Annotated in this window: 11 protein-coding genes and 7 tRNA genes; 17 read left to right on the top strand and 1 reads right to left on the bottom strand. The window is 31.0% G+C overall.

Translation table 11 applies throughout. The features are described from left to right. Positions 1-404: 404 nt before the first annotated feature. The 17 genes from metF (at position 405) to BPEN_RS02975 (ending at position 15,851) form a co-directional block, all read left to right on the top strand. Entirely contained in the window at positions 405-1,298 is an 894-nt protein-coding gene (gene metF / locus BPEN_RS03055) for a methylenetetrahydrofolate reductase (protein ID WP_011283128.1), read from the top strand. Between the two features lie 441 nt (positions 1,299-1,739). Next, the gene (gene murI, locus BPEN_RS03050) at positions 1,740-2,573 is read left to right on the top strand and encodes a glutamate racemase (RefSeq protein ID WP_011283127.1); all 834 of its coding nucleotides are present in this window, start codon (positions 1,740-1,742) and stop codon (positions 2,571-2,573) included. Between the two features lie 483 nt (positions 2,574-3,056). Further along, positions 3,057-3,129 (top strand) — tRNA-Ala (locus tag BPEN_RS03045). A 140-nt stretch (positions 3,130-3,269) separates the two neighbouring features. Continuing rightward, a tRNA-Asp gene (locus BPEN_RS03040) sits at positions 3,270-3,343 on the top strand. A 20-nt stretch (positions 3,344-3,363) separates the two neighbouring features. Further along, positions 3,364-3,437 (top strand) — tRNA-Trp (locus BPEN_RS03035). Positions 3,438-4,648: 1,211 nt separating this feature from the next. Beyond that, positions 4,649-6,289 carry an acetolactate synthase 2 catalytic subunit gene (gene ilvG / locus BPEN_RS03030; RefSeq protein WP_011283126.1) on the top strand — a complete coding sequence of 547 codons (1,641 nt, stop codon included), beginning with the start codon at positions 4,649-4,651 and terminating at the stop codon, positions 6,287-6,289. A gap of 1 nt (position 6,290) precedes the next feature. Next, the gene (gene ilvM, locus BPEN_RS03025) at positions 6,291-6,527 is read left to right on the top strand and encodes an acetolactate synthase 2 small subunit (RefSeq protein ID WP_011283125.1); all 237 of its coding nucleotides are present in this window, start codon (positions 6,291-6,293) and stop codon (positions 6,525-6,527) included. A gap of 60 nt (positions 6,528-6,587) precedes the next feature. After that, positions 6,588-7,508 (top strand): branched-chain amino acid transaminase, encoded by a 921-nt coding sequence (locus BPEN_RS03020; protein WP_011283124.1) that lies wholly within the window; start codon positions 6,588-6,590, stop codon positions 7,506-7,508. A 72-nt stretch (positions 7,509-7,580) separates the two neighbouring features. Further along, on the top strand, positions 7,581-9,431 hold the full coding sequence (gene ilvD, locus BPEN_RS03015; protein WP_011283123.1) for a dihydroxy-acid dehydratase: 1,851 nt from the start codon (positions 7,581-7,583) through the stop codon (positions 9,429-9,431). Positions 9,432-9,439: 8 nt separating this feature from the next. After that, positions 9,440-10,984 (top strand): threonine ammonia-lyase, biosynthetic, encoded by a 1,545-nt coding sequence (gene ilvA, locus BPEN_RS03010; protein WP_011283122.1) that lies wholly within the window; start codon positions 9,440-9,442, stop codon positions 10,982-10,984. A 60-nt stretch (positions 10,985-11,044) separates the two neighbouring features. Then, entirely contained in the window at positions 11,045-12,520 is a 1,476-nt protein-coding gene (ilvC, locus tag BPEN_RS03005) for a ketol-acid reductoisomerase (RefSeq protein ID WP_011283121.1), read from the top strand. Positions 12,521-12,755: 235 nt separating this feature from the next. Next, a complete protein-coding gene (trxA, locus tag BPEN_RS03000) occupies positions 12,756-13,082 on the top strand; it encodes a thioredoxin (RefSeq protein WP_011283120.1) in 327 nt (108 codons plus the stop codon). A 441-nt stretch (positions 13,083-13,523) separates the two neighbouring features. Beyond that, positions 13,524-14,783 (top strand): transcription termination factor Rho, encoded by a 1,260-nt coding sequence (gene rho / locus BPEN_RS02995; RefSeq protein ID WP_011283119.1) that lies wholly within the window; start codon positions 13,524-13,526, stop codon positions 14,781-14,783. A gap of 583 nt (positions 14,784-15,366) precedes the next feature. Beyond that, positions 15,367-15,440: transfer RNA gene (locus BPEN_RS02990), tRNA-Arg, on the top strand. Between the two features lie 44 nt (positions 15,441-15,484). Next, positions 15,485-15,557: transfer RNA gene (locus BPEN_RS02985), tRNA-His, on the top strand. A gap of 22 nt (positions 15,558-15,579) precedes the next feature. Then, positions 15,580-15,665: transfer RNA gene (locus BPEN_RS02980), tRNA-Leu, on the top strand. A 112-nt stretch (positions 15,666-15,777) separates the two neighbouring features. After that, a tRNA-Pro gene (locus BPEN_RS02975) sits at positions 15,778-15,851 on the top strand. Positions 15,852-15,962: 111 nt separating this feature from the next. On the opposite strand, the gene hemD is transcribed toward BPEN_RS02975, so the two are convergent. Continuing rightward, positions 15,963-16,712, bottom strand: a complete 750-nt coding sequence (hemD, locus tag BPEN_RS02970; RefSeq protein ID WP_011283118.1) for a uroporphyrinogen-III synthase — start codon at positions 16,710-16,712, stop codon at positions 15,963-15,965. Positions 16,713-16,729: the final 17 nt, after the last annotated feature.

The following is a 16,729-nucleotide window of genomic DNA, read 5'->3' as shown; positions in this document are numbered from 1 at the left end:
CCATATTATTATTATACGCATTATTAATATTTAATCAGTCTTATTTTTAACAAATAATAATGGACGATTTATTATAAAATTTTGTTAATTAATTGAGCAATCACAAAATTCACATATACAGTTGATATTTTAAGAAATCATTTATATTTAATTAATGAAACGTTATTTTTCTAAATCTCATCTACGATACACATTAAAATAATAATTTATTGCGCTAATGTAATGTATAAACGAAATATTTTATCAACGAGTGACATTCATTAAAATGCCTATAATATAGATTATTAGATTATTAATCTCAATGATTATTTATGTAATGATGATTTTTATTTAAAACTAGCATACGGTCTATATAATGTATATAGGTCTATAAGCATTTATTTTATAGCTTCAAGAAGGAAAACATGAGTATGTTCCATGCCACCCAACAAGCAGTATTAAATCAATATTTAGCTGAATTACAAGGAAATATTAATGTTTCATTTGAATTTTTTCCTCCACGTACCGATGAAATGGAACAAATATTATGGAAAACTATAAACAAATTAAGCAAATTGAATCCTATTTTTGTTTCTGTAACATATAGCGCTCATTCTGGAACACGAAATTATACTGATAAAACAATTAAAGACATAAAAAAACGTACTGGATTAATAGCAGCTCCTCATTTAACATGTATTAACGAAACTCCTCAAGCATTACAAACTATTGCTCAAGAATATTGGAATAATGGTATTCATAATATAGTTGCATTAAGAGGCGATCAAATAAAAAAAAACTATCAATCGTCTATGTATGCTTCAGATTTAGTATATTTATTAAAAAAAATTGGAAATTTTGATATAGCAGTAGCTGCTTATCCAGAAGTACATCCAGAAGCAAAAAACGCACAATCAGATTTAATTAATTTAAAGAAAAAAATAGATGCCGGAGCGAATCGTGCAATCACTCAATTTTTTTTTGACGTAGAACAATATTTAAGATTTAGAGATCTTTGTGTGTCGGTTGGGATTGATATAGAAATTATTCCTGGAATATTGCCTATCTTTAATTTTCGTCAATTACAACATTTTATCACTTTTACTAAAGTGAAGATACCGCATTGGATATATGTAATTTTTCATGGATTAGATCATGACTTGGAAACACAGAAAATGCTTGGAACATTTGTAGCAATAGACATGATCAGAGTCCTTCTTAAGGAAGGAGTAAGAAATTTTCATTTCTACACTCTTAATAGATCAGATTTAACATATGCAATATGTCATACTTTGGGAATAAAAAATAACAAAATATAATGTATGAATAATATTTCAAAATTAATTAAATGATTACGTCCATCACAAATCATAATTTAAATATGATAAGTTTATTTCTTAGAGTCTTTTAAATATATGTATATTGAAGAGTTAAATTTTCAAAAAAAATAATAAATATTGTATTAGATTGGTTATCAGTCAAATATATATACATATTCTATATGTATAGAATAGTATTCTATATACAATATTTTTCGCTTGTAAATAGAACCCCAAAGAATATATAGTTATAAATGTTACCATTACAATATGCAAGATGACACTCAACATAGTATTTATAAAAATGAAAATATTTTGAACAAAAAACATATACTCTATATTAAAAATAATATTAACAAAAATTATAGATTACGTTACATATATATTCAATTTATGTTAATTGTATATATGGTGTATAAATTAAATAATTAATAAAAATATATGATTTATTTTAAAAATACACACAAGCAACCAACAATATTGATATTGGATTCTGGGGTAGGCGGCTTATCTATTTATATTGCGATACGAAAATTATTGCCACATGTACGTTATTTATATTTTTTTGATAATCAAGCTTTTCCTTATGGTGAACATTCAGAATTCTTCATTATAAATCGTGTAACTTCTATAATTGAAGCTGTGCAAGAACAACATCAATTAGATCTTGTGATCATTGGTTGTAATACTGCCAGTGTAGTTTCATTAAAAATATTACAGAATCATTTTCTATGTCCCATTGTTGGGGTGATACCTGCAATTAAATTAGCGTCTAAATTGACTAAAAATGGTGTTATTGGTGTCTTAGCAACACATCGCACTGTCAATCATGATTATACTTTGAGTCTTATAAAACGTTTCGCCAATAAATATAAGGTCATGTTACTAGGTACATCTGAATTAGTAAATTTAGCTGAATCTAAAATTCATGGCAAAAAAATACCAATATCAATTCTTCGCGATATTCTCACTCCCTGGTTAAACATGAAACAACCTCCTGACACTATAGTACTTGGATGTACTCATTTTTCTTTATTAAAAACAGAATTAATTGCTGCATTATCTTCAAATAGCTACTTAATAGATTCAAGACATTCAGTTGCTAAATATAGCTTTCGTTTGCTACGCAAAAACACAAATAGTCCTACGAATGACTTTTGTTCTTACAGACCAAATAAAATCTATTGTTCTATGAACACAGAAAAAGCTATCAAATTAAAATCTATTTTAGAATCTTATTATAACTTTTTTTCTTTAGAAATATTATCAATATAAATTGAACACATCATCTTGTTTCAATAAAAACATATTGTTTATTAGTTTAATTAGTAATTGAAAAAATTAATTATTATTATTATGGAATAAATACATATTTACGCTAATAGCAATTTATAGCTTTTTATCGAATTATTAAATGCAGTTTTATTTTTAGTACACAATATTGTATGCAAACGTCTGTATAATGCACACTGCATAGATACAGTTAGTTATCAACTTTAAATGAATATTACTAACGAATGTATAATAAATTCAAAATAAACTGTAAATGAACTTTTCATGCAAGTATCTTTTTATTCAATTATATTAATAATATATCAGTATTACTAATATTAATATTAATTAATACAATATCAATTGTATTTTATATATGTAAATCTTGTTTTAAGTCTATTTAATTATGAAAAAAATCAAATTTATAATTATATTATTTTATTTGCATGTTTCTGTGAAACTTGTTACAGTATAATTGGTTGATGCGGGGCTATAGCTCAACTGGGAGAGCGTCTGTTTTGCACGCAGAAGGTTAGCGGTTCGATTCCGCTTAGCTCCATTATAACGTATATACAGAGTATTATATAATTTGCTATACAATAGAAATGAATATAAAAATGTATATACACGATATTTTCTAATAAATTTAAAGTATGTTAGTTTAGTATATTACTATAAAATCATCATATAAATTATAATGGTGCGGTAGTTCAGCTGGTTAGAACATCGGCCTGTCACGCCGAGGGTCACGGGTTCAAGTCCCGTCCGCACCGTATGCTTATCCAAAAATAAAAGGGGTGTAGTTCAAATAGGTAGAACGTCGGTCTCCAAAACCGGGTGTTAGGAGTTCAAGTCTCTTCACCCCTGTAAAAATATACACAATATCACAGATTGTTTTTTGATATAAAAATGTTTATATTTTTTTATTTTTTAATATTTTCTATCAAATATGATTTGAGCATATAAAACTGGATAAGTATGTTATTTAGTTAATATACGTCGCATTATTTATGCGACGTATATTAACTAAATCTACTCGTGTATTTACGTTATAATTCCATGTTTTTAAACTGTGTAAAACCAATAAATAATTCAATAAACTGCAATTCTGCTTGCATTCTATAATCTTTGTTAATTATTATTACTTACAATTTCGCTCAACAAACTAATTTGATAATCTAAAATTTTAAATATTAGAAATATATGTAGTATAATAATAATAAAATTCACATGTTGTTCTACTTTAAATAAATAGATTTTATTAAACAAATTTAAAAAATAGAGGTTTGATTTTCTTCATACATTAAATAAAAACTACTATCTCAATAACAGAAAACAAACAATGACAAAAATTAGATGATGATCATAATCAGCAATTACACAGAAATAATATTATTTTAAAAACATCATTGCCAAATTTAATTATATGTGGTACATAAAAATATAATGAAGTTATACTATACGATTAAATAAAATGTATACCATATGGTTAGTTTAGTATTTACTAAAAAATTAAGAATAAAACAAGGTTTGATATTTTTTAAATGTTGGGAAAATTAAAATTTTTACCTTTAACGTGATTAAGATTGGTTTTAGTATAAAACAGACGCAGAAACTTAATAAATAATATTAATAATAATATTATTTGAATTCGTATACTTATAAAAACTCCGAAATTACTGGTTTAAAATATTATTGTTAGTTTTTAATACAACATATAATGAAATATTATTTCAAAAGTTAACTATCGACAATTATACGATATATAGGCCATATAAAAGAAATTCTATATAAGCAACAATATTTCATTTTAAACCAGAAAAATTATTTTATTATTTAATTTTAAAAATAAAAAGATTTTTCATGCAGTTAGCACACAATACATAGTCATTTTTAAAAAATAAAATTATTTTAAACATTTTTGCGTACAAATATTTACTGATATCCCAAATCTACTTGAATCTAATAAACAATATGTAATGTCCATACACTTTGCAATTGATTCAAAATCGGTTGATTTACATTAGTAGCCTGATTAGATTATTATTTCATTTATAAAATCATACGAGGAAAAAAACATGAACGGAGCTCAGTGGACCATAAAAGCGCTGAGAAAAAAAGGTGTGGAAATTATTTTTGGTTATCCGGGTGGAGCAATTATGCCGATATATGATGCATTGTTTGACTCTGAAGTAGAGCATTTATTATGTAGGCATGAGCAAGGTGCAATTATGTCTGCTATAGGATACGCTCGAGCTACTGGAAAAATTGGTGTATGTTTTGCGACTTCTGGTCCGGGAGCTACTAACCTCATCACTGGATTAGCTGATGCATTATTAGATTCCATCCCTATAGTAGCTATTACTGGACAAGTGGGATTAGAATTTATTGGTACTGATGCATTTCAAGAAATAGATGTATTAGGTTTATCTTTAGCTTGCACTAAACATAGCTTTTTAGTACATTCATTAAATATGCTACCTGATATTATTGATGAAGCGTTTTTTATTGCTTCTGAAGGCAGACCAGGTCCAGTGTTAATAGATATACCAAAAGATATTCAATTGTCTACTGGAAAATTAATCTCAAACTACTGTATTAATAAAAAAGATATTTGTAGTATTGAAAGTGATATAGAACAAGCTCGAGTGCTCATGCTGCAAGCATGTCAACCGATACTTTACGTAGGCGGAGGTGTGGGTATGGCTGGAGCAGTAACTTCATTACGTACATTTATTTCTAAAACCAAAATACCTACTGTAGTTACGTTAAAAGGACTAGGTGCGCCAGATTATACAGAAGATTGTTATCTAGGAATGTTAGGCATGCATGGAAATCAAGCAGCTAATTTAGCAGTACAAAAATCTGATTTATTAATTGCGATAGGAGCTCGATTTGATGATAGAGTAACTGGACGATTACATACTTTTGCTCCACACGCAAAAGTAATTCATGTGGATATTGATCCTTCAGAATTTAGTAAATTGCGCTTAGCGAATGTTTCTTTATCTGGCAATTTAAACGATTTGTTATCTGCTCTAACACAATCCTTATCTATTGATCCATGGAGAAAAAAAGTAAAATCTTTAAAGTTGAAGTACCGTTGGTCTTATCAATCATCTGATGATAAGATTTATGCTCCAACTTTATTACGAACAATCAGTGAAAATGCTCCTTACGATACTGTGGTTACTACAGATGTTGGGCAACATCAAATGTGGGCTGCTCAACACATGCAATTCAGTCGTCCAGAGAATTTTATTACTTCTGGAGGGCTGGGAACCATGGGGTTTGGCACGCCCGCAGCTATTGGGGCTCAAATTGGTCGACCCAATCATATGGTGATATGTATTTCTGGTGATGGTTCATTTATGATGAACATACAAGAACTCGCTACTATTAAACGTAAAAATTTGCCTATTAAAATTGTTTTGTTAGATAACCAGCGTTTAGGAATGGTGCGTCAATGGCAACAATTATTTTTCAATAAACGTTACAGTGAAACTACATTAACAGATAATCCCAACTTTCTTGTTTTGGCTAAAGCGTTTGATATTCATGGAATATGTATTACTTATACATCTCAAATTTTAGACGCAATTAATATGTTATTTACGCACACAGGACCTTTTTTATTACATGCGCTGATTAATGAACATGAAAACGTTTGGCCATTAGTTCCACCTGGTTCTTCAAATGATGCTATGTTGGAGCAGTAATATGACATATTATTCGCTGTTTATAAAAGCCAGGTTTTGCCCAGAGGTGCTTGAACGTATTCTCCGGGTTATTCGTCATCGTGGATTTGAGTTACATACATTAAATATGTTGTCATATAGTAAGCTCAACAAGAAAAAAATAAACATTTTATTAACTGTTTCTAGCAATAGAGCAATATATTTATTGTCTGCACAATTAAATAAATTAATGGATATACATTATATTAAAATTGAATAAATTAAAAAATAATAATTAAATTCGTACTTTCTTCGACTATATTACCGAGGAAGATATCAGATGAATATATCAAACTTTATTTGGTTTAATGGGGAAATCGTACCATGGCAAGAAGCTAAAGTACATGTAATGTCTCATGCTTTGCACTATGGATCATCAGTATTTGAAGGTATGAGATGTTATAATTCACATAAAGGTCCCGTTATATTTCGTCATCGTGAACACATACAAAGATTGTATAATTCCGCAAAAATTTATCGTATGCCTATTTTTTGGAGTATTGATGATTTAATGGAAGCTTGTAGAATTATTATTCGAAAGAATAATTTAATCAATGCATATATCCGTCCTCTCGTATTTATTGGAAATGTAGGTATGCAAATTAATCCGACTCCCGGATACGCTACTGACGTTGCTATAGCAGCTTTTTCTTGGCTGCCTTATCTGGGAGAAAATTCTTTGAAACAAGGGATTGATGTTATGGTATCTTCCTGGAATAGAGTTCCAGCAAATACCCTTCCAAGCACAGCGAAAGCTGGCGGAAATTATCTATCATCTATGTTAATTAGCAATGAAGCTCACCGAAATGGTTATCAAGAAGGAATAGGTTTAGATATATATGGTTATATTTCAGAAGGTGCCGGTGAAAATTTATTTGAAGTTAAAAGTAATATTCTTTTAACACCACCATGTGCTTCTTCTATTTTACCTGGGGTCACACGTGATACTATTATTAAGTTAGCAGTAAATATTGGTTTAGAAGTACAAGAACAAGTATTACCCCGTGAATCTCTATACATAGCTGATGAAATATTTATGTCTGGTACTGCTGCCGAAATAACCCCAGTACGTACTGTAGATGGAATTAAGGTAGGTACCGGTACGCGCGGACCCATCACTAAAAAATTACAGCACTTATTTTTTAACTTATTTACTGGAATCACTGAAGATCAATGGAATTGGTTAGATCCAGTGCATTAGCAATACTACATTGATGCAATGTTAATTCTTAAGATAATCAATATTCAATAATATAGAATACTGGAGTTAAATATGCCTAAATATCGCTCTATTACTACTACGCATGGTCGTAATATGACTGGTGCTCGAGCATTGTGGCGTGCTACAGGTATGACCACTGAAGATTTTGATAAAATGATTATTGCTGTGGTTAATTCATTTACCCAATTTGTTCCTGGGCACATACATTTACGAAACGTAGGAGCATTAGTGTCCGAACAAATTAATATTACTGGAGGAGTTGCAAAAGAATTTAATACCATTGCAATAGACGATGGAATTGCTATGGGTCATAGCGGCATGCTATATTCTTTGCCATCTAGAGATCTTATTGCTGATTCTGTGGAATATATGATTAATGCCCACTGCGTTGATGCTATGGTATGTATTTCTAATTGTGATAAAATAACACCTGGAATGTTAATGGCGGCATTACGCTTAAATATTCCAGCTATCTTTGTATCAGGTGGACCAATGGAATCTGGTGCAATAACTTTGTCTAATCAAAACGTTAAGTTAAATTTAATTGACGCAATCACTTGTTCTGTAGATCCTAATATTTCTGATGTTGATCAACAACGCATTGAATCAGCAGCGTGTCCTACATGCGGGTCTTGTTCAGGGATGTTTACGGCGAACTCTATGAATTGTTTAACAGAAGCATTGGGATTAGCACAACCGGGTAATGGATCGTTGTTGGCTACTCATTCTGATCGTAAAAAATTATTTTTAAATGCCGGTAAATATATTGTTCATTTAGCTAAATCTTATTATGAAGAGAATAATTATTCTGTTCTACCGCGCAATATAGCTAACAAGTCTTCTTTTGAAAATGCAATGATGTTAGACATTGCAATGGGTGGCTCTACTAATACTGTATTGCACTTACTTGCGGCTGCTCAAGAAGGAGAGATAGATTTTACTATGGCAGATATTGATAAATTATCTCGAAAAGTACCGCATTTATGTAAAGTAGCTCCAAATACTCAACGATATCACATGGAAGATTTTCATCGAGCTGGAGGAGTAATGGGTGTGCTTGGTGAATTACATCGTTGTGGTTTATTACATGAAGACACACGTAATATATTGAATAAATCTTTATTAGAAACGTTACTAAATTATGACATTTTTTCATGTGATAATTTTGAATCAAAAAACATGTATGCTGCAGCACCAGCAGGAATACGTAGCACACAAGCTTTTATTCAAAAAAACAGATGGACTTCGTTAGATACGGATCGTCGCTCTGGATGTATTCGTTCACGTGAACATGCTTATAGCCAAGACGGAGGTTTAGCAGTATTGTACGGCAATCTAGCTGTAGATGGATGTCTTGTAAAAACAGCTGGAGTTCATATAAACCTTCAAAAATTTAGTGGACCAGCTAAGGTGTATGAGAGTCAAGAAGAATCTGTTCAAGCAATTTTAACAGGAAATATACATTCTGGCGATGTTATTGTAATTCGATATGAAGGACCAAAAGGTGGACCAGGTATGCAAGAAATGTTATATCCGACATCTTTTCTTAAATCCATGGGGTTAGATTTATGTTGCGCTTTGATTACAGATGGTAGATTTTCAGGAGGAACATCAGGACTATCTATTGGTCATATATCTCCGGAAGCAGCTAATAAAGGATTAATTGGACTAGTACACGATGGGGACATAATTAATATCGATATTAGCATGCGTAGTATTACCTTAGAAGTTTCTGAGCATATACTAAAAATACGACATGCAGCAGAAATTGCCCGAGGAAATAAAGCGTGGACCCCAACCAACAGAAATAGAAACATATCTATTTCTTTAAAGGCATACGCCCACTTAGTAACAAGCGCAGACAAAGGCGCGGTTCGTGATAAATCTAAATTGTTAGGATAACATCCTAAATGAAAAAAATTTATTCTTTTTCTCATGCACCATGTCCTGCAGAATATCTACGTGCTGCTTTGCGCTCTCACGTGTATGAAGTAGCTCAAATAACTCCATTACAAATTATGAACAAATTGTCAGAACGTCTTGAAAATACAATATTAGTTAAACGAGAAGATAGACAGCCGGTACATAGCTTTAAACTACGTGGAGCTTATGCTATGATCTCAAGTCTTAACGAAACACAAAAATCTTCTGGAGTTATTACTGCTTCAGCAGGTAATCACGCTCAGGGGGTAGCTTTTTCTGCTACTCGTCTAGGTATTACATCTTTGATTGTGATGCCTATAAATACCGCTGATATAAAAATAGATGCGGTACGTGATTTTGGAGGAAAACCGTTATTATGTGGAGCTAATTTTGATGAGGCTAAGATTAAAGCTATGTATTTAGCTGATAAACATCAATTAACTTTTATTCCTCCATTTGATCATCCAACGGTAATTGCGGGACAAGGAACATTAGCGATGGAATTATTACAGCAAGATGCTCATTTAGATCGCATTTTTGTTCCAGTAGGAGGGGGTGGTTTAGCGGCAGGTGTTTCTGTATTAATTAAACATCTTATGCCGCAAATAAAAGTTATAGGAGTTGAATCAGCAGAATCGGCTTCTTTATGTGCTGCCTTATCGGCTGGTATGCCAGTGTGGTTGCATAAAGTAGGTGTATTTGCTGAAGGAGTAGCTGTACGATGTGTTGGCAACGAAACATTTCGTTTATGCCAAGAATATCTAGACGATGTAATTACAGTGGATAATGATGCGATTTGTGCTGCAATAAAAGATTTATTCGAAGACGTACGTGCTATTGCTGAACCCTCAGGTGCGTTAGCATTAGCTGGAATGAAGAAGTATATTCAAAGATATGCAATTCGAGGTGAAAGATTAGCTCATGTTCTTTCAGGTGCCAATATAAATTTTCATGAATTACGTTATATTTCAGAACGTTGTGAACTAGGAGAGCAGCGAGAAGCGTTAATGGCGATTACTATTCCAGAAAAAAAAGGTAGTTTTTTAGAATTCTATAAAATATTAGGAAACAGATCAGTAACAGAATTTAATTATCGATTCAATGGATCTAAAAACGTTTGTATTTTTATTGGTATACGTTTGAAGCACGGACGTTCCGAAAGAAACACAATAGTTCAAGAAATACTTGCTAATGGTTTTCACGTTGTAGATTTATCTGACGACGAAATGGCTAAATTGCATGTTAGATACATGGTAGGAGCACGTTTATTCCAGCCTTTACAGGAGCGAATTTTTAGTTTTGAGTTTCCAGAAGCTCCAGGAGCATTATTGAAATTTCTTCATACTTTAGGTGCTAATTGGAACATCTCTTTATTTCATTATCGAAATCATGGTACTGATTACGGACGTGTTCTAGCCGGGTTTGAACTATCTAATCAAAAAGAATCAGAATTTAAAGAATATTTATCTAAATTAGGATACGAATGGCACGATGTTACAACTAATCCAGTGTTTGAAGTATTTTTAAATTAATAAAACATTGTGATGGAAAATTATTAAATTATTTTTCACATTATTTAAAAGAGATATTTTATGGCTAATTATTTTAATACATTAACTTTCATAGAAAAATTAAAACATTTGGGAAAATGTCGATTTATGAGTAACAATGAATTTTCTAATGGAATTCAGGCATTATTATCTAAAAAAGTAGCTATAATAGGCTGTGGATCTCAAGGTTTGAATCAAGGTTTAAATATGAGAGATTCGGGGGTAAATATTACATACGCTTTACGTCGTGAATCTATTCTTAATAAACAAGAATCTTGGGCAAGAGCAACAAGGAACGGATTTCCTGTAGGAACTTATGATGAAATTATTCCCAAATCAGATGTAGTTATTAATTTAACTCCAGATAAATGTCACACATCAGTGATACGACAAATAGAACCTTTAATGAAACATGGATCCACATTGGGGTATTCACATGGATTTCATATTGTAGAAGTTGGAGAAAAAATTCGTCAAGATATTACTGTCATCATGGTCGCTCCAAAATGTCCCGGTACAGAAGTTCGTCAAGAATATCAACGAGGATTTGGAGTCCCTGCTTTAATTGCCGTACACGAAGAAAACGATACATATGATATGGGCATGACATTAGCAAAATCCTGGGCATTTGCACTTGGTAGTCATCGCGCTGGGGTATTAGAATCTTCATTTGTAGCAGAAGTTAAATCAGATCTTATGGGAGAACAAACTATTTTATGTGGAATGTTACAAGCCGGATCCATTCTTTGTTTTGATTATATGATTAGTAATGGTGTTAACGCTGCATACGCAGGAAAATTCATTCAATGTGGTTGGGAAGTCATAACTGAAGCATTAAAACAAGGAGGTATTACGTTAATGATGGATCGATTATCTAACGCTTCTAAAATACGTGCTTTTATATTATCTGAAAAACTAAAAAATATATTAAAACCAGTTTTTGAAAAACATATGGAAAATATACTTAATGGAGTATTTTCTAAAGAAATGATGTTGGATTGGGAAAATAATGATTCTAAATTACTTAAGTGGAGAGAAAAAACCAGTCAACTTCCATTAGAACAAGCTCCAAATTATCAACAAGAAATTTTGGAACAAACATATTTTGATTATGGGATATTAATGGTAGCTATAATCAAATCAGGTATAGAATTGTCTTTTGACACAATGATAAAATCTGGAATAGCACCAGAATCGGCATATTATGAATCATTACATGAGTTACCTTTAATTGCAAATACTATAGCTCGTAAAAAATTATATGAAATGAACATGGTAATTTCTGACACCGCAGAATACGGTAATTATTTATTTTGTGATAAGGTAGTACCTTTGTTAAAAAAGACTATAATACCTAATTTAAGAACAGGAGATTTAGGTATGTCACCCAAGAATGTTAACGTTGATAACATTGTTTTGCGTAATACTAATGACATGATTCGAAATCACACAATAGAAAAAGTTGGAATTCAACTAAGAAGTTATATGCAAAACATGAAAAGTTTATCGTTTAATTAATGATTAAAACAGAACTATATTCTTGTAATTACAGAGATATTATTGCGATGAAAGATCATCGAGTTGACTTCTAAATAAGAATGAATTTATTTTGGATAAAAACGATAAAAAATTATGTTATATTATATGATCAATTATATAAATAATTTTAAATATTCAACGATATACATAAAATAAATAAGTTAATTATAATGATATATAATGATTAGAAGAAAATAAATTATAAGGAGGATAAATGAATCAAATTATCATGCACCTGACAGATTCTAATTTTAAAGAAACGGTGTCAAACTCTACCGATCTTTTTTTAGTTGATTTTTGGGCCGAATGGTGTAATCCCTGTAAAGCAATGATACCTATTTTAGAAGATATTTCTGTTGAATTTAATGATACATTAAAAGTAGTAAAATTAAACATAGATGAAAATCCAATAACTACAAAAAACTATGGGATTAAGAGTGTTCCTACTTTATTATTGATTCGTCATGGAACGGTGTTATCTACTAAAGTAGGGTTGCTGTCCAAACAAAAATTACAAGAATTTTTAAAAATACATATATAAATAATGAGCACTTATTTTTAAAACATTTATAATTTTTAAAATTATTTTATATGTTAGTAGACGTTTCTTTAGGATTACAGTAGAATGACAGCATGTCGTATATGATTAATTATAAATGTTTAATTTATAATAGAATATAAATATATTGCCGCTATATAATAGCGGCAATAACAGGTAATGCAATTTAATTTTATAAATTAATTATGGACTGTATTTTCAATATGGTTATAAAGATTACCGCTGGATTTTTTATAAATCTATTTTTTCTGTGATAATCCGATAGTAATTAAACACCTTAACGTTTATTCATGCTCGATATTGTAGGCATAGGATAGACAATCAAATATGTATTATGCAGGAAATTATTCCATAATGTTACATGTATACTTTATCTTTGTAATACCAACAATCTATATAACTCCAATTTAAGAATCCATAATTATGAATCTTACAAAATTAAAAAACATACCAGTTTCTGAATTAGTACATCTCGGAGAAAGTATGGGTCTAGAGAATTTAGCACGTATGCGCAAGCAAGATATTATTTTTGCTATTTTTAAACAACATGCTAAAACTGGAGAAGATATTTTTGGGGATGGTGTATTAGAAATATTACAAGATGGTTTTGGGTTTCTTAGATCTAGTGATAGCTCTTATCTTGCTGGACCAGATGATATTTATGTGTCTCCAAGCCAGATTCGTCGTTTTAATTTACGTACTGGAGATACTATTTCTGGGAAAATTAGACCTCCAAAAGAAGGTGAACGTTATTTTGCATTGCTTAAAGTAAATGATGTAAATTATGATAAACCAGAAAATGCTCGTAATAAAATTTTGTTTGAAAATCTTACTCCATTACATGCCAATTCACGATTACGCATGGAAAGAGGAAATGGTTCTACGGAAGACTTAACCGCAAGAGTATTGGACCTGGCATCACCTATTGGGCGCGGCCAGCGCGGTTTAATTGTAGCGCCTCCTAAAGCCGGAAAAACCATACTTCTTCAAAATATTGCACAAAGCATTAGTCATAATCATCCAGACTGCGTATCAATAGTGCTTTTGATAGATGAACGTCCAGAAGAAGTTACTGAAATGCAACGCTTAGTACACGGAGAAGTAATTGCATCTACCTTTGATGAGCCAGCATCTCGTCATGTTCAAGTATCTGAAATGGTAATCGAGAAAGCTAAGCGATTAGTAGAACACAAAAAAGATGTAATTATTTTGTTAGACTCCATTACTCGATTAGCAAGAGCCTATAATACTATAGTTCCTTCATCTGGAAAAGTGTTGACAGGAGGGGTTGATGCCAATGCTTTACATCGTCCAAAACGCTTTTTCGGAGCGGCTCGTAATATGGAAGAAGGAGGAAGCTTAACTATTATAGCTACTGCTTTAATAGATACTGGATCAAAAATGGATGAAGTAATTTATGAAGAATTTAAAGGAACTGGCAATATGGAATTGCATTTGTCAAGAAAAATAGCTGAAAAGCGTGTTTTTCCGGCTATTGATTACAATCGTTCTGGAACTAGAAAAGAAGAACTATTAACTACTCAAGATGAACTACAAAAAATATGGATTTTACGAAAAATTATTCATCCAATGAGTGAAATTGATGCAATGGAATTCATGATGAATAAATTATCTATGACTAAAACCAATGATGAATTTTTTGATATGATGAAGCGCTGTTAATTTATTGCAATAATTATTGTTTACTGTATTAACACATATTTTAAAAAAGACTATTTGTCGTTTTCTATAACGGCAATTTTTAAGGTTTTTATATAAAAATTTATTTAATAAATTATCTATATATATTAATTTTTAATTGCTGCCCTGCATATTTTTCATAATGGTTTATTTTTATGAATCAAGTATTACGGTGGTATTTAAATACTTATATACCCATATATTTCCAATATCTTCATGTATAAGTAATAAATTTTTGATTAATTATTTTGTAATATATATATGATACAAATATCAGATATGTGATAGAATATGCATATGTCGATGTTGAAAATGTGTTCATGTTATTTCTCTCATCTACTATATATAGGTTTATGGGTATATCAATGTTTATTGATATCTTTTATGTAAGATACACGACACTCTAAACTATAAAATACTCTTTGATTTTCATAAAAATTTTTTCTGCAGTTGTTTTTAATGAAATTCAGTGAATAATATATATGTACTAAAAAATTATTAATGCAAACTGATTAAACCCATATTTTGTTGATATTAATCTGTATTAAATATATATGCTAATTCAGCGTTCGTAGCTCAATTGGACAGAGCATCGCCCTCCGGAGGCGAAGGTTTCAGGTTCAAATCCTGTCGGACGCATTGATTTATTTAAATTTTTATGAAAAAATTAAAGTTGATCGATGGTGATTGTAGCTCAGTTGGCAGAGCTCTGGATTGTGGTTCCAGAAGTCGTGGGTTCGAATCCCATCAATCACCCATTAAAAATAAATGACATAAAGCGAAGGTGGCGGAATAGGAAGACGCACTAACTTCAGGAGTTAGTGTCTTGATCAAGACGTGAGGGTTCAAATCCCTTCCTTCGCAGAGAAATAATTGTTATTATATCGCAAATGAAATGATTGGTTATTAGTATTTCAATATTCTTCAATGGAGGACATATATAATACGAAAAAATTATATGAAAGTCAGAAAACATCGGCGAGTGGCGCAGCTTGGTAGCGCTCCTGGTTTGGGACCAGGAGGCCGGAGGTTCAAATCCTCTCTCGCCGATTCCTATAAACTATATCGAGAAAGATTAAGTATTTTTGTTATTGCATTTTCTAAAATTTTCTATGTGTTCATAGAAATGATTGTTCGCATTTGGATTGGAGTGCTCATAAATTATGAATTCTTAATCAAAAGATGAAATAGTATCTCGTTGTTTGCTGACTGCGCTATAATAATATTTGTCCAACCTAAACGTCTAGCTAATTTAGCTAGACGTACACTTACCACGATTAATTTACATCGTATTAACCAAGATGTGCGATAAGATTCGGGAATTAAATAATATAGGTGTTGTAGTATTTCTCCAGAAGTAACTACTACTGTTCTAATATTCAATCCTAATAGATTAGATAATTGTTTTTCTCTATTATACCGAAACGGTTGTCTAGTATAACATTCGCAGGATGCAACAAATACTCCTCTTCTTTGAAGAGTGTCATCTAAAATAGTACGTCCATTATTACCTCTTAGAATAAGAGCGCGCTTTCCATAACTATACATTAGTTCAGGTAATTGTAATAAATTTTCACTAGTTTCCTGGATTGTAGGATATTTCACCAATATTCCCGATAACTTGTACATCATTACACTAGTCGCATGACCAATGGAATAATATGCTAATTTGGTAGGCCAGGATATTCCCATGTTAAGTAACTGATTATGAGCATATTTAATTGCATGTTGTGATATAATGCACAAAAAATCTCCTTCAGAAAGTAGATTTAATTTCTGTTCCAATGAACATAATTCTTTTCCTGTAGAAAAGTAAATTAATGGCAAATGATATGCAAATTTACCAAAAGAAAGTAATTTATTTACCAATTGTTCTCCATATGGAGAAGGACGAGTAATTAAAATATTCATAATTTTTAATTCGATAC

Origin of the sequence: Candidatus Blochmanniella pennsylvanica str. BPEN (genome assembly GCF_000011745.1) — a bacterium.
In the GTDB taxonomy this organism is placed as follows: domain Bacteria; phylum Pseudomonadota; class Gammaproteobacteria; order Enterobacterales; family Enterobacteriaceae; genus Blochmanniella; species Blochmanniella pennsylvanica.
Note: the sequence above shows the minus strand (reverse complement) of the source record. Positions and strands in the feature narration are given on the sequence as shown.